Origin of the sequence: Candidatus Albibeggiatoa sp. nov. BB20 (assembly GCA_016744725.1) — a bacterium.
In the GTDB taxonomy this organism is placed as follows: Bacteria; Pseudomonadota; Gammaproteobacteria; order Beggiatoales; family Beggiatoaceae; genus Albibeggiatoa.
Window position 1 is genome coordinate 53,943 of the sequence record JADGDW010000001.1, and the last position, 21,750, is coordinate 75,692.

The 21,750-nt window shown below is 38.0% G+C and carries 15 protein-coding genes; 4 read left to right on the top strand and 11 right to left on the bottom strand.

The window, feature by feature from the left end; genetic code table 11:
- Nucleotides 1-4: 4 nt before the first annotated feature.
- The 4 genes from ABXH34_RS00175 to ABXH34_RS00190 form a co-directional block, all read right to left on the bottom strand.
- Nucleotides 5-616: a DUF4390 domain-containing protein gene (locus ABXH34_RS00175; RefSeq protein WP_353569826.1), complete on the bottom strand. Its 612-nt coding sequence runs from the start codon at nucleotides 614-616 to the stop codon at nucleotides 5-7.
- Complete coding sequence (rsmB, locus tag ABXH34_RS00180; RefSeq protein WP_353569827.1) at nucleotides 591-1,898, bottom strand: 16S rRNA (cytosine(967)-C(5))-methyltransferase RsmB; 1,308 nt, start codon at nucleotides 1,896-1,898, stop codon at nucleotides 591-593. Before rsmB ends, ABXH34_RS00175 begins: the two co-directional genes overlap by 26 nt.
- 131 nt (nucleotides 1,899-2,029) lie before the next feature.
- Nucleotides 2,030-4,117: a DAHL domain-containing protein gene (locus ABXH34_RS00185; protein WP_353569828.1), complete on the bottom strand. Its 2,088-nt coding sequence runs from the start codon at nucleotides 4,115-4,117 to the stop codon at nucleotides 2,030-2,032.
- Nucleotides 4,114-5,118 (bottom strand): cytochrome-c peroxidase, encoded by a 1,005-nt coding sequence (locus ABXH34_RS00190; protein WP_353569829.1) that lies wholly within the window; start codon nucleotides 5,116-5,118, stop codon nucleotides 4,114-4,116. Before ABXH34_RS00190 ends, ABXH34_RS00185 begins: the two co-directional genes overlap by 4 nt.
- A 420-nt stretch (nucleotides 5,119-5,538) precedes the next feature.
- On the opposite strand from ABXH34_RS00190, the gene ABXH34_RS00195 reads away from it, so the two are divergent.
- From ABXH34_RS00195 to htpG, 3 genes are all read left to right on the top strand, one after another.
- Nucleotides 5,539-6,186 carry an MBL fold metallo-hydrolase gene (locus tag ABXH34_RS00195; protein ID WP_353569830.1) on the top strand — a complete coding sequence of 216 codons (648 nt, stop codon included), beginning with the start codon at nucleotides 5,539-5,541 and terminating at the stop codon, nucleotides 6,184-6,186.
- A 284-nt stretch (nucleotides 6,187-6,470) separates the two neighbouring features.
- Nucleotides 6,471-7,814: a sigma-54-dependent transcriptional regulator gene (locus tag ABXH34_RS00200; RefSeq protein WP_353569831.1), complete on the top strand. Its 1,344-nt coding sequence runs from the start codon at nucleotides 6,471-6,473 to the stop codon at nucleotides 7,812-7,814.
- A 507-nt stretch (nucleotides 7,815-8,321) separates the two neighbouring features.
- The gene (gene htpG, locus ABXH34_RS00205; protein WP_353569832.1) at nucleotides 8,322-10,214 is read left to right on the top strand and encodes a molecular chaperone HtpG; all 1,893 of its coding nucleotides are present in this window, start codon (nucleotides 8,322-8,324) and stop codon (nucleotides 10,212-10,214) included.
- Between the two features lie 115 nt (nucleotides 10,215-10,329).
- On the opposite strand, the gene ABXH34_RS00210 is transcribed toward htpG, so the two are convergent.
- The gene (locus tag ABXH34_RS00210) at nucleotides 10,330-10,854 is read right to left on the bottom strand and encodes a hypothetical protein (RefSeq protein ID WP_353569833.1); all 525 of its coding nucleotides are present in this window, start codon (nucleotides 10,852-10,854) and stop codon (nucleotides 10,330-10,332) included.
- Nucleotides 10,855-11,034: 180 nt separating this feature from the next.
- Between ABXH34_RS00210 and ABXH34_RS00215 the strand changes: the two genes are divergently transcribed.
- The gene (locus ABXH34_RS00215; protein ID WP_353569834.1) at nucleotides 11,035-11,715 is read left to right on the top strand and encodes a DUF928 domain-containing protein; all 681 of its coding nucleotides are present in this window, start codon (nucleotides 11,035-11,037) and stop codon (nucleotides 11,713-11,715) included.
- Between the two features lie 263 nt (nucleotides 11,716-11,978).
- Here the strand turns inward: ABXH34_RS00215 and ABXH34_RS00220 are convergent, their stop codons facing one another.
- The 6 genes from ABXH34_RS00220 to thiE all read right to left on the bottom strand — a co-directional run bounded on the left by ABXH34_RS00220 (nucleotide 11,979) and on the right by thiE (nucleotide 21,705).
- A complete protein-coding gene (locus ABXH34_RS00220; RefSeq protein WP_353569835.1) occupies nucleotides 11,979-15,950 on the bottom strand; it encodes a ribonucleoside-diphosphate reductase subunit alpha in 3,972 nt (1,323 codons plus the stop codon).
- Nucleotides 15,951-16,545: 595 nt separating this feature from the next.
- On the bottom strand, nucleotides 16,546-18,126 hold the full coding sequence (gene guaA / locus ABXH34_RS00225; RefSeq protein ID WP_353569840.1) for a glutamine-hydrolyzing GMP synthase: 1,581 nt from the start codon (nucleotides 18,124-18,126) through the stop codon (nucleotides 16,546-16,548).
- 740 nt (nucleotides 18,127-18,866) lie between these two features.
- Nucleotides 18,867-19,802: a homoserine kinase gene (locus ABXH34_RS00230; RefSeq protein ID WP_353569836.1), complete on the bottom strand. Its 936-nt coding sequence runs from the start codon at nucleotides 19,800-19,802 to the stop codon at nucleotides 18,867-18,869.
- Nucleotides 19,803-19,863: 61 nt separating this feature from the next.
- On the bottom strand, nucleotides 19,864-20,244 hold the full coding sequence (locus ABXH34_RS00235) for a DUF2782 domain-containing protein (protein ID WP_353569837.1): 381 nt from the start codon (nucleotides 20,242-20,244) through the stop codon (nucleotides 19,864-19,866).
- A 24-nt stretch (nucleotides 20,245-20,268) separates the two neighbouring features.
- Nucleotides 20,269-20,985, bottom strand: a complete 717-nt coding sequence (locus tag ABXH34_RS00240; protein WP_353569838.1) for an LOG family protein — start codon at nucleotides 20,983-20,985, stop codon at nucleotides 20,269-20,271.
- Between the two features lie 78 nt (nucleotides 20,986-21,063).
- Nucleotides 21,064-21,705, bottom strand: coding sequence for a thiamine phosphate synthase (thiE, locus tag ABXH34_RS00245; protein WP_353569839.1), 642 nt, complete (start codon nucleotides 21,703-21,705; stop codon nucleotides 21,064-21,066).
- Between the last annotated feature and the right edge of the window lie 45 nt (nucleotides 21,706-21,750).

A 21,750-nucleotide genomic window follows, 5' to 3' on the forward strand; every position in this document is an offset into this window, starting at 1 on the left:
GTGGCTAGCCTTGTTCAGCCACAATGGATGGCTCTAATGTACAGGCAAACCAATCGCTTGCTAGCCGCCAATCAGATGAAAAATAAGCCACAGGTCGTAATGGTGCGGGCAAAGCTTCAATATCTAATTGAATTTTTAAATACACAAGATAATCACTATAATCAGAAACCAAAGCCGCATCTAATAACGGAAAATCTTCTAAATAATTCAAGCTCATCAATACCGAATCCAGCGAGGTATGAATTTCTTGAATTCCTGTATTAGTTAGATTCAGCATATATTTTTTACTCAAAGCAAAATATTTAAGCTGATATTGTTGCCTTAACTCCGTGACACTTTCATCCCACAAATACCAACGTTCGCGTTTAATCTCAATCGACAGCAACAAGGTTAAAGTCACTCCATTTTGTAGCGCTTCGACCACAGCATCCGTCAAACCATAATCTAGGGAAGCGTCTAATAAATAAACACCGTCTTCTAAATGAGTTTCAGCGTGCTGGATTGTAAAATCAGCATAAACAGCGCAGTGAGCAAACAACAGAGATAGGGCAAATAACCATCGTCTCCATTGCACTGACATCGCAGTTGATTTAGCTTGTTTTAAGCAGGCAGGCATAGTAAAAACCATCAAAACATTCTTTGTCACACGGTAAAATTTGACGACCTATTATCTGTGCATGTCCCCAAGTGTCGGGTAAAATTTGTGCTTTAGAGTCAGGATGTTGAGTTATGAAATTTTGTATTTGCAAGTCATTTTCTTCTTTAAATACCGAACAAGTGGCATATAACAACTTCCCATTCGGCTTAAGTAAATCCCAACTTGCATTGAGTATTTCGGCTTGATGTTTGACTAATGAGGCAATATCGCTGGCCTGACGTAAATATTTAATATCAGGATGACGACGAATCACGCCACTGGCTGAACAAGGGACATCAAGCAATATACGGTCAAACTGATTTTTATCCCACCAAGTATCGGGTTGACTTACATCAGCGCAGACTACTTTAGCAGTTAAGCCTAAACGTTGCAAAGTATTATGGATTTGTTCGATCCGATTTTGCTGATTATCAACCGAGATCAATGTATCAATATCATAACGTTCTAACAAATGTGCTGTTTTACCACCCGGAGCGGCACACGCATCTAATACAGTCGCTTGTGGTGGCACATCGAGCAAATGCGCGGCCAACTGTGCGGCATTATCCTGAACTGAGACCCAACCTTCTGAAAAATTGGGTAATAGTTTTACATCCATCGCTTTTTCTAATTGAATACCTGAATCAATATGTAAGCTGGCTTGAGCGGTAATTTGTTGGGTTTCTAGCAGCTTAAGGTAAGCTTCCCGACTGGTTTTGCGTAGGTTTATCCGTAAATTCATTGGTGGACGCTGGTTATTGGCTTCAGCAATCGCTTGCCAGTGCTCAGGCCAATCTTTCTGCAACCGCTTCAATATCCATTGCGGGTGTGCATGACGCTCTGTGTCATTTTTATCAACCTGTTGCAATAATTCAACACTGTTGCGTTGAAAACTTCTCAATACGCCATTAGCAAGTTGGGTCGCCCAGTTTTTCTTCAATAAACGAGTAATTTCAACTGTGGCAGAAATCGCTGCATGAGGTGGGATGCGTAGATAAATTTGCTGATATAATCCAATCAGTAATAATGCTTCAATATCAAAGTCTTTTTCTTTAAAAGGTTTACGCAATAACTGTTTTAGTATCGCATCTAAGCGTGGCAACCAACGCATTACGCCATAAGCTAACTCTTGTGCCAATGCACGTTCACGTTTGTCGGTTAAAGCAGGTAAGTGGTTATCTAAACTGTCGGAAAGAGATTGATGGTGTTGTAGAACATGGGTCAGCACTTTGACCGCGATATAACGTGCATTGTTTTTCAAAAGGTCTTCCAGTAATCAATCAAATGTTGCTGTGAGCAGCAGGTATTTTATAAACGGCGCATAGTTACAAAAAAATCAGAAATATTCAACTGAATAAATCGCTCTTTTTGACTTTAAGTCAAACTAAATGCTTATCCTATATTTCCATTGTCACAATAAGGTAAATTCTGCGGTAAATAAATATGCACCACAGTGCCTTGTCCTAAAGTACTCTCTAAACGAATATAGCCTTTCATCAATTCCACAATATTTTTACTAATGGCTAAACCAAGGCCTGCACCATCATAAGCGCGAGTTGCTGAGTTATCGACTTGAGAAAACCATTTAAATAGGTGTTGTTGTTGCTTAGAACTGATACCAATCCCTGTATCTGAAATTTGAATATGCACCCAGTTAGTTGTCATGCCGAGTTCTAATTGTTGACAACGACGTGCTTCAAGCTGAATTCGCCCATCTTGAGTAAATTTCACTGCATTACTTAAAATATTTAATAAAATTTGGCGTAAACGAGTGGCATCAGTTGCCATGGTTTGGACTTCTTCACTGATATAAGTGTATAAGCGATTTTGTGATTTATTCAACATTGGACGCAAAGTATCGGTGATTTCATCTACAAGAGTACTTAACTCAACATCTTGTATATGTAATGTTAAACTTCCTGTTTCAATCTTAGAAATATCCAACACATCATTCACCATACTCAATAAATGTTTGCCAGAGTGCTGAATTTTCCGCAAATCATTAATACAGGCTTGTGCGCCTAAATCCTCAGCTTCTTCTTCCAACATTTCACTATAACCAATCACCGCATTTAAAGGAGTTCTCAGTTCATGACTCATATTTGCCATAAATTGACTTTTAGCCCTATTTGCTGATTCTGCAACATCTTTGGCATCAACTAAAGCCGCTGCATGTTGTTCTAGTTCAATGGTTGCAGATTCTAATTGTTCATTACTTTCACTCAATTGTTTAGTGCGACGCTGTACCCGATATTCCAATTCTTCATTCAAATTTTTTAGCTGTAATTCTGCTTGTTTACGTCCACTAATATTATGAAAAAAAATCGATAAACCTTCTTTATTTGGATAAGCTCGGATTTCTAACCATTTATCTAAAACAGGGTAATAATCTTCTAGGTCAAAAATGGCTTGTCTCGCTTCCTTATTATTTTTCAACATATTTTGTTCTAATTGCTGAATTTTAGATTTTAAAGGATCAGAAAACAATTCAGTGTAATGTTGAGCATGTTCTGCATCATGTTTGATATTCAATAAATGCCCTGCTTGGGGATTGATATATGACACTTGACCTTGTAAATCAATGGCGACAAAAGCATCTTTAATACTTTCTAAAATGGTTTTAGTGCGTTGGTTTGCACGCTGCAAATGGGTCACGAAAAAATACCCAATCCACATCACTAACATCAAACTCCAAAGATATGCCGCTAAACGATAAATCGAGGCAATTTTAATAGCTTGTTGCGCATAATAATGATAAGTACGCTCCAATTGGGTCGCATGGGCATTCGCAATCGAGGGCATGAGTTGAGCGGTTAAACTGTCCACTTCAGGTTTATGGCGCAAAATATTTTTGGCATGAGCAAGGGCTAAGGTAATCAGTTTTTCATCTTCAACTTGGGCATCTACATCACGAAATTGTGTTAATTCTTGCATAATCTTGAGTACACTAGGTGCAAGCAGTTCATCGGCTGTCAGATTATATAACAATAAGTTATGCAACAATGCATTCATTAAAATCGATGGTGAGCGCGTTGAAACCGATTGATACCACTCCCATACATCTTCTTCACCTAACACAGGCAAATAACGCAAGGAATTCTTTAGAATCGCATTACGTGATTTAAAGATTTCTAAAACAATGCCTTTTTCAATTAATTCTTGTTCGCGTAATTCTAAAATATCTTGTAATTTATCTTGGCCTTTTTGAGGAATAAAGCTCGGAATTTGATTTAATCCCAGTTGGATTTGTTGTAGCTCATTCATGTATAAAACCAGTGCATCGTAAGAGGTGACCAGTTCATAACGTGAGTGCAAAATATCTCGATTAATCATCGCATCTTTGGCTAAATGCTGAAAAATGGCAGCTTGATAACGTTCATGTTCGGTAAAATCAATAGAACGACTTTTTATAATTAAAAGTATCAATACGCCGATCGCCATGATAAACATAACCATCGTTAACCATTGATGATGTTTCATAGTGGCTGTCCATTATATTCACCTGAAAGTGTTTTTAGAAATGCGACTAAGAGTTCTATGTCCTCATCTGATAGCATTCGTCCAAGCTGATAACGTCCCATTACTTTTACCGCATCTTTCAAAGTCTTAGCTGACCCATCATGAAAATAAGGTGCAGTTAATGCAATATTGCGTAAAGAAGGGACTTTAAATACAAATTTGTCATCAGGATTATTAGTCACATTATAACGCCCCAAATCCACTTGAGTAATATTGCCTCTATCTTCAAAATAGTTGCCCATTACGCCAAAGTGTTGGAACATATTCCCGCCAATATTCATACCTTGATGACAGCTAATACAGCCATAGGCTTTGAATCGCTGATAACCCAAAATTTCTTGCTGAGTTAAAGCAGTTTCATCACCTTGTAAATAGAGGTCAAAACGTGAATTAGGTGTATATAAAGAGCGTTCAAAAGTCGCAATCGCATCTTGGATATTATGACTGTTTAAACCATCTAAATACAGCAAGTTGAATTGTTCAATATAATCAGTATCTAGTTCTAATTTGACGATGACTTCACGCCAATTTGAACCCATTTCTATTGGATTATGAATAGGCCCCGCTGCTTGTTGTTCTAAGTCTTTTGCCCGACCATCCCAGAATTGATGGAAGTTAAAACCACTATTGAATACGGTGGGCGCATTAATTGGCCCAATTGCGCCATTGATGCCTGTAGAGCTTGGTGTACCATCAACCCCACCTTTAAGTAAATTATGACAGCTAGCACAGGATATTGTATTGTCATGTGACAGCCTGGGGTCGTGAAATAATATATTGCCTAATTGTACTTTTCTGGCGTTAAAGTAAATATTTTTTGGAATAGGTCTTATCGGTTCAAGAGTTAAATTTTTGCCATCATGAAATGTTTCATCCAACTCCATTGGCTCATATTGCTGCCATAACACCATACCAAACAAACTACCAAGTACGATTGGGATTAAGTATGATAATTTCCACATTATAGGCTCCAGACTTTTTATTACATAAGTATAACAAGTTTATGACATTTTGGGATATTCAGTTAAATGAACTTTTGGAAACTATCTACATATTCTAAAATCATCAGATCAGCAATTTAACAATCTGTTTTTTATTGTATTTTTCTTGGCTGATTTAAAACTAAAATAGGTCTCATTTTGGATTGGAACTAGGAATCGCTGCTTTAAGGTGAAATATGCTAATAATATTTAAAATATAATCGGCGATGTTGAACCTTCATTGCTCTGTACTCATAGCTTTTATAATATTGTTGTTTTATCATTAATAAACTTAGGGCTGCCAATATTGACTATTATAGTTTACAATTAATCGTTTCCAGCCAAACCGCGCCATTATTACTTATGATACAGTTTACCCTTCATAGTTTAGAATTAGGTCCGATGGATAATTTTGTACATATCGTTGAAGACCATGCTTCTAAACAGATGGCTGTTGTAGACCCTGCTTGGGAAGCAGATGAAATTCAAGCTTTTGCCCGAGATAAAGATTGCCAAATCACCGATATTTTATTAACACATACGCATACCGACCATATCAATGCGATGCGTCCATTGATTGAGCAACTGATGCCACATATTCATATTTCCCCTGCTGAAGCTTCATATTGGCAACAACCTTATGGTCATTTACAATTGCATCAAGACGGCGATACGTTAATGCTGGGTGAAACTGCTATTCAGGTGATTCATACACCAGGGCATACACCAGGCTCAAGCTGTTATTGGTTAGATAATCATGCGATTACAGGTGATACTTTATTTGTTTTTGGGTGTGGCCGTTGTGATTTGCGCGGAGGTAATCCTAAGCAGATGTATCACAGTTTGCATAAATTGGTTGCGACATTACCCCCAGAAACTGAAATTCATCCCGGACATTACTACTCGGTAAAACCCACCAGTACCATGGCTGAAGAAGTAGCAGGCAATCCATTTTTGCACTGTGAAAATGAAGATGAATTTGTCACTTATCGTATGGTGACACATGATCAAGTACGTTCATCTCCTTATGATGCTGTACCAAAAAATTAAGCTACCACTATGGCGTATACGTTCTGAGATATGAAAATATCATGCTCATTACTGACGTTGGCTATTAAGTTTTAAATCCTTAATAATACTTTCTATAATAAAACACACACCTCTGACTAAAGGTATTTGTGATGTCTATTTATATCAAAATAATCATTGAGCGTTTTTGGAGCAAGTTGCTCTGCTGACAAATAGATAGCACGCTATAACAATAAACTGGGAAAACCCAGTATAAGGAAAGGCTAGCAAGCCATACCATTAAACAATATTAGCGAGGAGGAGCAATGAGTTACCCCGGCGTTTTAGTTGTTGAAGACGATTTATTACTAAATCATTTATTAGTCGAAAACTTACAAAAAATAGGTTACGAGGCAGAAGGTGTAGGCACATTAAACGAAGCCCGTCAATATATTACTCAAAAAGAAATCGCTTTATTATTACTCGATGCACATTTGCCCGATGGTACGGGAATGGAATTGTTAGAAAAAAATAATTTACCGCCCGTGGTATTTTTGACAGCCTATGGCTCAATACGCGAAGCGGTGTCGGCAATGAAAGCAGGTGCTGAGGAATATTTAGTCAAACCAATCAACTTAGATGAATTGGAAGTGACAATTTCGCGCGTACTTGAAACCCAAGCCATGAAACAGGATTATCAATTCTGTAAATCGCAAGTACAAAAGAAACGCCATAGTAAAGTGATTGTTGGCCAAAGCCCTATCATCGAAAAAGTACATGAATTAATCCGAGCGGTTGCACCAACTAATATGAGTGTATTGGTTCAAGGTGAAAGTGGTTCAGGTAAAGAACTGGTCGCGGCTGAAATTCATAAGCAAAGTGATCGTGCTCAGCGTAATTATGTTGCATTGGACTGTTGTTCATTACAAGAAAAATTGTTTGAATCTGAATTATTTGGACATGAAAAAGGTTCATTTACAGGGGCAGATCGACAGAAAAAAGGCTTAATTGAAGCAGCGGATGGCGGTACATTATTCCTAGATGAAATTGGTGAAATTGAACCCGCAATTCAAGCTAAATTGTTAAGAGTATTGGAAACAGGACATTTTAGACGTTTGGGCGGTACTAAAGATTTAAGCTCAAAAGTACGGATTGTGGCGGCAACCAACTGTAATTTAGAAAAAATGAGTGAAGATGGCACATTTCGCTTAGATTTATATTATCGACTCAGTGCGTTTGTGGTAACCATTCCAGCATTACGGGAACGTCGTGATGATATTCCAGAATTAGTCAGCCATTTTCTGCAAAATCACAACTTTTCGCGGCGGATTAATAAACAATTTACCAATACTGCAATGAAAGAATTGATTGCTTATCATTGGCCGGGCAATGTACGTGAACTCAAAAACGTGGTGGAACGAGCAATTATTCTATCGGGTGATAAACCTGATATTCGCCCAGAGCATTTAACTTTTTCCAATATTCGCAATCATCGTAATATAGGGTTTCAACTAAATTTCGATCATGAGCCGACGCTAGAAGAAATTGAGCGTGATTATCTGAAAGTGTTGCTAAATAAATATTCAGGACATCGTTTGAAAGTGGCAGAAGCTTTAGGTGTGAGTGAAAGAAATACTTATCGCTTATTGAAAAAACATACTTTATCTTAAGATTTTAGGAATGCTTTCTTTCCAAAACACAGTTGATGTGTATATTGTTATTTAAAAAATGGTTGCAGAATTTTTGCTCATATTGAGATTGTTCTGAATAGCAAAACCTGACGTTATTTTTATCAATGCACTGTTCAACTGTGTGCCATTGTGTTTATGGTAATATGGCATATATTAAGTTAATGACTTTTCATCCATATTTGCATAAGCTTATTATGCCTTCTAATAAATTTTAAAAAAATATAATAATAATCAAGATTCTATATGGAATTTAGAAATACAGATTTCTATTAATGTATTGTATTCTCAGTTCGATTTTAAATTGCTTTCTTTTAATCTACTCTTTCTTAAAGCCTTTTTGAGATCATAAGCAACGCCATTTATATTCTGTACTGAAAGGACAATATACTATTTTTACTTATAAATCTTGAAACTGACTCGTCAAGCCTTATATCCCCTCTATTCATAATATTAATGCAACCCAAAAACAAAACGGAGAACAAACCTATGGCAGTAGAAGCACACAAAGAAACACGCGGGTTTCAAACTGAAATCAAACAGTTATTAAACTTAATGGTGCATTCGCTTTACAGTAATAAAGAAATTTTCCTGCGTGAATTGATTTCAAATGCTTCAGATGCTGCGGATAAGTTACGTTTTGCAGCATTGTCTGACGATGGTTTATACGAAGGTGATGCAGAACTCAATATTTGGGTTGAAATGAATCCTGATGCCAAAACAATTACGATTCGTGATAATGGCATTGGTATGACTCGCGATGAAGTGGTTGAAAACATTGGTACGATTGCTAAATCAGGTACAAACGCATTTTTCAAATCCTTAACAGGTGATGAAGCCAAAGACACTCAACTGATTGGTCAATTTGGTGTTGGCTTTTATTCTTGTTTTATCGTTGCAGACAAAGTGACTTTAGTCACACGTAAAGCAGGCTTAGAAGCAAGCCATGGTGTATGTTGGGAATCAGCAGGCGATGGTGAGTTCTCGATTGAAAATGTAGTGCGTGAAACCCACGGCACAGAAGTGACTTTGCATTTACGTGATGGTGAGGAAGAATTCACTCAAGATTATCGGATTCAAAGTATTATCAAAAAATACTCTGACCATATTGCATTGCCAATCATTGTACCTAAAGTTACTACAGACGAAGAAACCAAAGAAGTAACCATCACCAATGAAACGGTTAACAGTGCTAAAGCATTGTGGATGCGTGGTAAAAACGAAATTACTGATGAAGAATATCAAGAATTTTACAAGCATGTTTCCCATGACTTTGAAAACCCATTAATTTGGATGCACAATAAAGTTGAAGGCACACAAGAATATGCCTCTTTACTTTATATTCCAGCGCGTGCGCCATTTGATTTATGGGACAGACGTAATCGTCATGGGGTTAAATTATATGTCCGTCGTATTTTCATTATGGATGATGACGAGCATTTATTACCGCCTTACTTACGTTTTGTTCGTGGTGTGATTGATTCCAATGATTTACCGTTAAATGTTTCGCGTGAAATTTTGCAAAATAACAAGCAAATTGACACCATTCGCGGTGGCACAGTGAAGAAAATTTTAAGTGCTTTGGAAGGCATGGCAAAAAATGATGTGGAACAATACAAAACCTTCTGGAAAGAATTTGGTCGTGTATTTAAAGAAGGCGTGGTTGATGACGCAGGTAATAAAGAGCGTATTGCTAAATTATTGCGCTTCATTTCAACTCACGAAGGCAGTCAAGAGCAAGAAATTTCCTTAGAAGATTACGTTGGCCGCATGAAAGAAGGTCAAGACAAGATTTTCTATATTACGGCTGAAAATTATGCTGCAGCATTACACAGTCCTCATTTAGAAATCTTCCGTAAGAAAGAAATTGAAGTTTTATTATTAACCGATCAAGTTGATGAATGGTTAGTGATGCACTTGTCTGAATTTGATGGAAAACAATTGCAATCTGTGACTAAAGGCGATCTTGATTTAACCCATTTAGAATCAGAAGAAGAGAAGCAAGAAGCTGAAAAAGCGAAAGAAGAAGTACAACCATTAGCTGAACGGATTCAAACTGCTTTATCTGAAAAAGTTAAAGAAGTGCAAGTGACTCATCGTTTAACATCATCACCCGCATGTTTAGTTGCAGATGCACATGGTATGGATGCGAGTTTAGAACGTTTATTAAAGCAAGCAGGACAAGAAATCCCTGATAGCAAACCTATCTTAGAAATCAATCCAACTCATCCTTTAATCACGAAATTACAAGCTGAGTCTGATGATGATAAATTCAAAGATTGGGCACTTATTTTGTTTGACCAAGCCTTGTTAAGTGAAGGTGGTCAATTAGAAGACCCAAGTGCATTTGTCAGCCGTATTAATCAAATGTTTGTACAATAATTATTGCAATGTTAAATCAATGATTTATCTGTTTATTGATTTAATTTGGTCAGCAAGTGTGAAAGCTGCGTTATAGAAAGTTATGACGCAGCCTTTAATGCAGCATATTAAATTGCTACTCTCCGACTAATTTTTTATTTTCAGGATTCACAATACCTATATTTACTTCAGGGTGAGTTTGTTTTACCAAGTAACAAATCTCGGCAACTTGTTTGGTTGGAATATCCAAAATCAGTAAAATTTGCCCTTGTATCAATGCAGTTTGAAATTCATCCAGTTCATGGTTTGGAATATCACGGGCGACTAATCCCGAAACAATCCCACCAAAACCAGCTCCTGCTAACGTGCTTGCTAAAATCATCATAGCACCGCCGCCAAGCACAATACCTGCGGGTGGAAAGGTCACCGCCAATAAACCGCCAAGCATCCCAGCAGCGCCGCCCACGGTTGCGCCCATTTCAGCACCGTGTACTAATTCAGTTTTTTGCAATTCAGTCGCTTCAGGTAATCCCTCAAGTGAAATAGTTTCATTTGCAATAACATGAATATGTTGAGAATCAAGTTGTTCTGCTTGTAGTTCTGAAACCACTTGTTTACAACAATTCACATCAGGCAAAGTGAAATACAGCCTTCTACGCATATTTATATCCTTGAGTACATAATTAATGTTAAAGATTAAGTGACTTCCTATTCTTCATAAACTAATATCAAATTATCTGCTATCTTAATAATAGACTAGGCTTATCACAAAGTTCTAACATAGCACTTTTATCATTGAGTTGTTACAATTAATTAAACTGATTAACGCAGGTAGGTTTGTATGAAAACATCAGTCTTTTTTACTATTTTAATTGGCTTTACTACTTTCTTTACAGCGCCTATATTTCTCTCAGAGAATATAGCGGTTGCAGAAACAACACAGTATGAGCCACCCGATGTAGGCAAGCCCACCCGTCGCACGGGTGCAGGTACACGCGGTAAAGGCCATACAATTCGCTTAGATGTTTTAGCTCCCACGCATACGGGTCACACTTCTCAATCTCAACCCACTTTATATTGGTTTGTTTCCGAGACTGAAGAGGTGCGGGTGCTCATTCAAAATATGCAACCTCAATCTATAGATGATGCCAATCTCACCTTAGATAAAACGCTGACAGCAAAAGCCTCAGGCACCCAAGTATTATCTTTAGCTGAGCATGATTTTAGTTTAAAACCGGGTTCTATTTATGAATGGTCAGTCAGTCTTGCAAAGTCACCAAAGACCATTGCTAGCGGCACAATTCGCTGGGTACAGCCAAATGATGTATTAGCTAAAGGCATCGATACAGCAGAAGGTAAAGTAAAATATGATCTGTTTGCAGAACATGGCTATTGGTATGACACCATTCATGGCGTATTAGAAATGATTAGCCAAGATGCAAGCAATGAAGACTATAAAGCTGACCGAACAGCATTGTTGAAACAAGTAAAATTACCTCAATTAGCGACTGTGATTAAATAGTAGTGAGTTAATTTTTTCTATTTTTAGGGGCGCAATCGCGTCCTTTTTTATTTAAGGCAGATAATAATACTCTGAGCTATTAAATAATAACTCAGAGTGAACTACATTCAATCCTATAGTCAATTTCGTTTTGGGTATTAGGACTGGCAGTCCTATAAGACTTTAAATATCAATTACTTTTAAAACCAAGGACTGCCAGTCCTGTATCATCTTAGAATAAAACGACTATATCTCACTTTATTGGTAGCGAGATAGGAATATATTTATTGACATGCCTCACAATCAGGATCATCAATCGCACATGCTTGTGGCGCATTTGAAATATCAGGTGCAGCAATTGCTGATGATGAAGGTTGTAACGTCGATTTTTGTATTCGTGTTGCACCCATAGTACGCAAGTAATAAGTGGTTTTTAGTCCACGAATCCACGCCAATTTATATAAGGCATCTAGCTTACGCCCCGAGGTTTCTTTCATATACAAATTCAATGACTGAGATTGGTCAATCCATTTTTGTCGTCTGGAAGCACATTCGACTAACCATTCTGGTGCAATTTCAAATGCAGTCGCATATAACTCTTTGATATGTTCAGGAATCCGCTCAATGTCTTGCACACTACCATCATAGTATTTTAAATCATTGACCATCACATCATCCCATAAGCCCAATGCTTTTAAGTCATTAACCAAATACTGATTAATCACCGCAAAACTGCCTGACAAATTGGTTTTGATAAATAGATTCTGATACGTTGGCTCAATCGACTGACTGACACCGCAAATGTTTGAAATCGTTGCAGTTGGCGCGATCGCCATGGTATTAGAATTGCGCATTCCTTGGGCTTTGACTTTATCCCGTAGGCCATTCCAGTCTAATCTAGCACCAGTGTTTAATTTCAAGTCTGTGCCACGAATGGTTTTTAATCGCTGTATGCTATCAATTGGTAACACGCCTTGTGACCATAACGAACCTTCAAAGCTAGGGTACTTTTCTCGTTCCTTGGCTAAATCACTGGATGAAGAAATTGCGTAATAACTGACAAATTCCATTGCTTCATCGGCAAATTCAACCGCCTCTTGCGAGGCATAGGGAATACGCATTTTATATAAGCTATCCTGAAAGCCCATAATGCCTAAACCGACAGGACGGTGTTGTAAATTGGAATTTTTGGCTTGTGGAACAGAATAGTAGTTAATATCCACTACGTTATCCAACATACGCATTGCTGTAATGACAGTCTGTTTTAGTCTGGTTTCGTCTAGTTGCCCATCTTTAATATGCGCAGGTAAATTCACACTGGCAAGATTACAAACCGCGATTTCACCGTCACTGATATTTTTAATAGGATCAGAAAAAGCCTTAGTATTCAAGGTGATTTCAGTGTTTTTAGTAATAAATCCGTTTACAGTCCAAGCATGTGTTTCTGAATCTACTGTCAAACAATAGGCATCTTCATTTGGTAACTCTGTTAAATCAATGAAAGTCGCATAGAGTTTTTGGCTATAGCCTTCTTTTTGTAGATTAGTTAAATATTTCTGTGCTGCTTCCGATGATTTATGTGCAGCCAGTTGAGTAATACTTTCTGCAATCTGACAACCTTTGATAGAAGTAATTAACAGTCTATATAGCGGTTTACTCCAATACTCTTTTGTGCCACCTTTACCATCAGGCATCGGTTTTAGCTCATGTCCCCGCATTTGATTAATAGAGCTTTTCACACCAAAATTCGCCCATAAAACTTGTAGTTCTTGAATAAAATCAAAATTAATAGAAGCTAAGGCAAGCGTTGTTACATCATGACTACTGACAATATTTCCGTCAGCTTGGTATAGACCTTTCAAGTAAGCAGCAACGGTTTCTTTGTCACCCGTCCACACTAGTTGAGGTGTTTTGTGTTTGGTTTTTGCTGTGAAATTATGCTCTCTTAGCAAACGATTTAATGGAGCAGAACTTAATCTTGCCCGCCGTTGTTGTTTGTTAATGCTAAAACTAGTCGTATTGGTAGAGACTGTATTTAATACAGTATTACCTTCCAATACATAGTGAACAGTTTCTTCAACAGGGTTAAGATACTCAAAATCATGTTCCCAAATATCGATGTACACTTTATTTCGATCTTGGTCAAATGTGCCATCACCCGCAATTAAGCCCATTAAATAACTTAGTTCGGGGTTATGTTGCTGTCCCCATAAGCCTTCAAGCTGTTGCGTTAATAATTTGTCGCCTTCCTGAAGTGCTTGTGCTTCAACCCAGCCTTTATCTTTCACCCATACTTTGTGATCGGGTGTCACTTTATGCGTATAACCTTCTTGGGTGTTAATACGAACCATTGGCGCATTAGGTCGTGGCAATAACATTTCTGAAGCGTTATAAATACCATCGAGACCCATTACTTTATTTTCACCACCTAATTGATACAGTTCCCCAATGGTTAACAAACCCCTATCGGTAACGACACGCTGGTCAGCTGCAATACAACATAGATTTGAGCTATGCACCACACCCACGTGTTGTTGAGGGCTGCGAATATTACAAGGTTCTTTAAATGTAATCCAAGGATGTCCTGTTTCAAATAACATGGTTAAAACTTTACGCCATAATTCAACCGCAGACACTCGTTTGTAAATCTCAAGTTTGCCTTGTTGGCCTAGTGCTTCGTAATGTTCGTAACGAGTTTGGAATGCATCACCGTATAAATCATGCAAATCAGGGGTTTCATTAGGTGAGAATAATGACCATTGTTCTGCATTATTAACTCGTTGCATAAATAAATCGCTAATCCATGCCGCCGTATTCATATCATGGGTTCGACGACGTTCATCACCAGTGTTTTTACGCAGTTCTAAAAATTCATCAATATCGATATGCCACATTTCCAAATAGGCGCAGCCACTTCCTCGGCGCTTCCCTCCTTGATTCACAGAGACCAAAGTATCATTCGCCACTTTTAAGAAGGGAACAACGCCTTGTGAGCGTCCATTAGTACCTTTAATCACCGAACCCATGCCACGCACTGAAGTCCAGTCATTACCGATACCACCCGCCCATTTTTGCATCAATGCATTATCTTTAATCGCACTGAAAATACCATCTAAATCATCAGGAACAGTGGAAATAAAACAACTAGATAATTGAGGACGCAATGTACCTGAATTGAACAGAGTCGGCGTACTGCTCATCAAGCTGAAGGTAGAAAGCAACTCATAAAACTCAATCGCACGGGCTTCACGGTCATCTTCTTTAATCGACAAACCCATCGCCACCCGCATGAAAAAGGCTTGAGGTAACTCAAAACGGCTATCTTGCCAATGTAAAAAATAGCGGTCGTATAACGTTTGCAAACCTAAATAAGTAAAGTTTAAATCACGCTCTGGATGTAAAGCTTGACCTAAACGCGCCACATCAAAATTCATCAATTCAGGTGATAGTAATTCGTATTGAATCCCATGCTCAAGATATTTCTGGAAATACTCTGGGTAAAATTGCCCCATTTGCTCAGCAGTTAAATGATGTTCTGTATGATTGATGTGAGTCAGTGTTTCTGTACGCAAACGGTCTAACAATAAACGCGAAGCCACATAAGTGTAATTTGGCTCTTTCTCAATTAAGGCGCGTACCGTCATCACTAATACGTTGTTTAAATCACGTTCGCTAATCCCATCAAATAAATTTTTCAAGCTATCATGGATAATCGCTTCACTGTCTACAGCCTCTAAATTGCTACACGCTTCAACAATGACATGGCGTAAACGCTGTTCATCTAATGGCTGTGATGTGCCTTCATCATCGACCATACTCACAATAGTTTTGGAATTTTGCGCCGCCCGTTTTACTGCATGTTTTTCTCGATACAATACGTAAGCACGTGCTGCTTTATGTTCACCCGCTCGCATTAATGCCAATTCAACTTGGTCTTGAATGTCTTCGATATGGACTTTGCCGCTGTCTTTTAAACGTCGGCTGACACCCACGATGACTTGCTTAGCCAGTTGCTGGGTAATTTGTTTGATACGACTGGAAGGAGTCTCAGAATGTTCTACTGCTAAAAAGGTTTTAGTAATGGCGGCTAAGACTTTATTAGCATTGAATTCTGTCAATTGACCGTTACGGCGAATCACTTTGAATTGAGCTAAGGCTTTGTTGTCCCAATCTGGAATTGAGCTGTCAAAGCTTTGCTCTAAACCATGATAGTGCATGTCCGCTTCTAATTCTTCGTCGATTAATTCTCTTTCCATTGATAGCTGTTCTCTTGCCCAAATTTTTAAGCGTGAATGATACACCATTTGATTTTGGATTTTCGAGTTTTGATTTTAAACTACCAATATTATTTAGAGCGTGAGCCTAGAGAATCATAATATCTTAATTTGTGCTGTTTTTGGTCTTTAGCAATCAGCAAAGAATGATTTTAATTGTTTATATACAAGCTTGTGCTAAATGATGTAAGCGTTATTATTGATTAATTTATTCTTAGCATTAAAGATGGGTTTGGATTTTTATAGTCGTTTTATTCTAAGATGATACAGGACTGGCAGTCCTTAGTTTTAAAAGTAATTGATATTTAAAGTTTTATAGGACTGCCAGTCCTAATACCCAAAACGAAATTGACTATAGTTAATGCTCATTTATGCTATATATTTCACATCGTTATAATTTGCACTGGGTGGAATGTGTCATATTTTTTGTGGACGTTGCTACGTCCTATCAGATGACGACGCACCGCGTCGTCACAAATTGAACCTAAAACGGCTTATTTTTTAAATAGTTACAATTTTAGGCAATGGTAACTTTTAAAAATTGTCCAAAGTATTTATTGTTAAATCAGAATATTGCTTATTCCCATTCAATTGTTGCAGGTGGTTTACCTGAAATATCATAAGTGACCCGTGACACGCCGCGTACTTCATTGATAATGCGGTTTGATAAGGTTTCTAACATGTCATACGGTAAATGCGCCCAATGTGCGGTCATAAAGTCCACTGTTTGTACTGCACGTAACGCTACGACATAATCATACTGCCGAGCATCGCCAACAACACCAACTGATTTTACAGGCAAAAATACCGCAAATGCTTGGCTGACTTTTTCATACCAACCCTGTTTACGTAATTCTTCCATAAAAATTGCATCAGCTTGGCGTAAGGTTTCAGCAAACTCGTATTTGACTTCACCTAAAATTCTCACACCTAAACCCGGTCCAGGGAATGGATGACGCATCACCACTTCTTTAGGCAAGCCTAATTCAATGCCTAATTTACGCACTTCATCCTTGAATAATTCACGTAGAGGCTCTAATAAATTCAAGTGCATATCATCGGGTAAACCGCCAACATTATGGTGCGATTTAATCACATGAGCTTTGCCTGTTTTTGAGCCAGCCGATTCGATGACATCAGGATAAATTGTGCCTTGCGCTAGCCATTTCGCATTAGAGATTTTTGCCGCTTCTTCGTCAAAGATTTCAATGAATAAATTGCCGATAATTTTGCGTTTTTGCTCAGGATCAGTAATCCCTTTCAACGCATCTAAGAATCGTTTCTCGGCATCAACAACAATCAATTTAATCCCTAAATTCTGTTTAAATGTATTTTCAACTTGCTCCGCTTCATTGAGACGCAATAAACCATTGTTTACAAAGACACAAGTGAGCTGTTTGCCAATCGCTTCATTGACTAAAGCGGCAACCACTGAGGAATCCACGCCACCTGATAAGGCTAAAATCACATGGTCATTGCCAACCATTTGTTTAATATTTTGAATACTATCGCTAATAATATTGCTCGGACTCCACAATTGTTGGCAGCCACAAACATCATGACAAAAACGTTTTAAAATCCGTACACCTTGAGTGGTATGTGTTACTTCTGGATGGAATTGTAAACCATAAAAATGTCGCTGCTCATCTGCAATCCCTGCAATTGGCGCGTTATCGGTTGAAGCAATGAGTTTAAAACCGTCGGGCAATTCCGTAACTTGATCGCCATGACTCATCCAAACATCTAACAAGCCATGACCTGATGGGCTGATATGATCTTCAATATGTTTTAATAATTCTGAATGACCATGCGCCCGTACCTGAGCATAACCAAATTCACGACTGCCAGCAGCACCAACAATACCGCCTAGTTGCTTGGCCATGGTTTGCATACCGTAGCAAATGCCTAAAATCGGTACGCCCATATCAAAGATTGCTTGTGGGGCTTGATAGCTAACATCACAATCATTCACAGACTCGGGGCTGCCCGATAGAATAATACCCTTAGGTTTAAAATCTTGAATTGCTTGCAGGTCAACATCATAAGGATAAATTTCACAATAAACTCGTGCCTCACGTACTCGACGCGCAATAAGCTGAGTATATTGTGAGCCAAAATCTAAAATGAGGATGCGATGAGCATGAATATCTTGCATTATGGTTCTCTAAATTCTAAATGTATGCAGATGAATAAATACGGCTGGCATTTTGGAGGGATTGTGCATTGTCGTCAAGCATGTTCTCCATAGACTGACTTTAAGAGTATATTGAATGGATTGCTAAATATAGTCGTTTTATTCTAAGATGATACAAGACTGGCAGTCCTTGGTTTTAAAGGTAATTGATATTTAAAGTTTTATAGGACTGCCAGTCCTAATACCCAAACCGAAATTGACTATAGTGCGACTTTGAGTCGTAAGCGTCAATTTAAGCACTCGTAAAGTTTGGTAGTGGTGTAAATTATTATATAGTCGTTTTATTTTAAAGTGATACAGGACTGGCAGCCCTAGATTTTAAAAATGATTGATATTTAAAGTATAAAAGGACTGCCAGTCCTAGCATACAAACCGAAATTGACTATAATATTCAGTTAGCACTATGCTATTACAGGACTATCGAAAGTTTGAAGATAGAATTATGCTAAACAATTTGATGCGGACAACGGTTCTTGGAATTAAAAAACACTGTTTCAATAACAACACTTCAGACAATTTTTAGAAAATACAACATAGCTTAATAAAGGAGCTTTTATATATTTTTAAAAAAATGTCCGAATCATTGCAATCACTCAGTTTCAAAACAGGACAGAATGAGTTCTGTAGTGAATGGTCTTAACATCATTATGGCTAAATAAAGGGTAATATCCCTCAATGTAACCAAAACTTTACAAATAACTGATTTAGTTGAGCGGTTTAACCGTAAGGCGATTTTTTAAAATATTTTTGTATTCATCAGGATTTTTGACTTGTGTCATTTCACCTTCTCGTGGGAATAATTTATCCTGCAAACGGGATAACCAGAACCGTAAAGCCGCTGCTCTCAACATCACAGGCCATACTTTACATTCAGCTTGAGTTAATTTACGGTGTTTTGTATAACCTGCCAATACACGATTGACACGGACATCATCTAAGCTGTAATCCTCTAAGGTACACCATGCGTTAACAGTAACCGCTAAATCAAATAGAAAGCTATCATTACAAGCATAATAAAAATCTAAAATACCGCTCAATTTATTACCTTGAAATAAGGCATTATCACAAAATAAATCGGCATGAGTAACACCACCTGGTAAATCTAACTCTTTATAATTCAACTGGAAATCCAGCTCGTTTTGTAGCAATTTTGCATCTTCTGAGGGCAATAAAGACATGACTTGTTGACTGGTTGCTTGCCACCATTCTAAGCCTCGTCCATTTTCACGAAAATAACTAAAATCAGGGCTAATTGCATGGAATTGCCCCAAAGCACAACCAATTTCACAACATTGCGTGACATTGGGAACAATCACACTTTTGCCTGCTAAACGGCGAACAAATGCGGCGGGCTTGCCATTGAGTTTGCGTAAATAATGATTTTGCTTATCAGCTAAAGGGTGTGCGCTAGGAATTTCATGTTCTGCTAAATAAGCCATGAGTTCTAGGAAAAAAGGTAACTCGTCTGCGCTATACTGCTCAAATAGCGTAAGAACAAATTCGCCTTCGGTGGTAGTGACGAAATAGTTGGTATTCTCAATGCCTTCGCTAATACCTTTAAAATCAACTAACTTACCGAGCTTATACTGAGTTAAAAAAGTTTCTAACTCAGTTTGGGAGACAACAGTATAAACAGACATTCAGAACTCTATCAGTGAAAATAGGACACTAACAAAGTTTAATCAATATTGACCTAAGATGCTACCAACTAAACAAAATCCATTGAGGTAATTGTGCATTTGGATCAATTGCAAAACGGCTGGTTTCTAATTGGCCATCTCCATCGTTATCAACTAAATAATAAGCAGGGCCAAAATCAGGAATGACTTTGACCATTTTTAATACACCATTAACACGATATTCTTCAACCGTATCACGCTCACGCCGAATAATAGTGACTTGTGGCTCAAGTTCAGCTTGCTCAAGCAGCTCTCGGTCGGTGGGTTGTGCCTCTACTACGTTATTAACTTCAGGAGATCGTGCAGATGCTTCTGTAATTGTTGGTGGCGGCGGCACATCATCAAATGCCATTGCTGAAAAAGGTGAGAATAAGCCAAATAAAATAAGTCCATACCAGCGCATGATAGATTCCTTTTCAATTTAACGCTACAAATGAGCTAAATCACGACTCCAAGCCGTGTCAGTGTCGTGAGTTTCATAATGATTAAATATAGTCTCTAAAACCAGTTTTGGATCGTCTATCATGACAAATAATTCTAAATCTTCAGGGCTAATGGTTTTATTCGGTATTAAAGTATCCTTAATCCATTGAATTAAACCCTGCCAAAATGAACTTTGCACCAAAATAATTGGTAAACGTGGAATTTTTTTGGTTTGAACTAAAGTCAAAATTTCCATTAACTCATCCAAAGTGCCAAACCCACCGGGTAAGACCACATAAGCCGACGCATATTTAACAAACATTACTTTGCGTGCGAAAAAATGCCGAAAATTTAAACTCACATCTTGGTAAGGATTGGGTTTTTCATTCGGTAAATTAATATTTAAACCAATGCTGAGTGAATTGCCTTCATACGCACCTTTATTCGCGGCCTGCATAATACCTGGTCCGCCACCACTGACCACGGAAAAGCCTGCATTGGATAGATCATAAGCAATTCGTTCTGCCAATAAACTATAAGGATGGTCAGGTGCAAAACGCGCTGAACCAAAAATGCTGACAGAAGGAGACACATTCACCAAACGCTCAAAGCCCTCGACAAACTCCGCCATAATTTGAAACACTCGCCATGATTCATGTTGGAATAAGTCTTTGTCAATAGGACGAATAACTGCAGATGGTAATTTATTGTTCTTATTCATAAATATTCTTTACTTGGTAACAAAATGGAATAGCAAACTATCAATATAAATAACTCACAAGTTATCCATTGATGACCTTTAATTATTATTAGTAGTTAGTTGAAAATAACGGTTTGCGGCTGCTTGTACCGCTTGCGGTGTTGACTCACTGAAAACACCATTAATCACCGCTAAACTATTTGCTCCAGCATCTAGTAATTGTCGTCCATTTTCAGGGGTAATACCACCAATCGCTACAATAGGACAAGAAAACTGCTGTCGGGCTTGATGCAGCAAATCAATAGAAGCAGGAATAGCTTCAGGCTTGGTAACAGAATTAAAAAAACGCCCAAAAGCAATATAATCTGCATCATTATCAACCGCTTGCTGAGCTAACGCCAATTGGTTATAGCAAGAAATGCCGATAATTGCGTGTTTTCCGAGTTGTTCACGCGCTTTTGATAAACTTGCATCTTGCTTGCCTAAATGTACTCCATCAGCCTGAATTTGTTGTGCTAAATCAATATCATCGTTAATAATCAACGGCACAGCATATTGATGACATAATGTTTTCAATGCTGTTGCCTGATTCAGTCTTTTTTGCGGGTCGTTGGTTTTATCCCGATACTGCACAACCTTAGAGCCACCACGCAATGCGGCTTCAACCATAGATAAAAAATGCTGTTCAGGAATCAACTGACTGTCGGTTATGACGTAAAGCCCTTGGATGGGTAAAGTCATGAAAATAGTCCTAATCAAATGTTATTTTCTAGTGCCAATTAATAT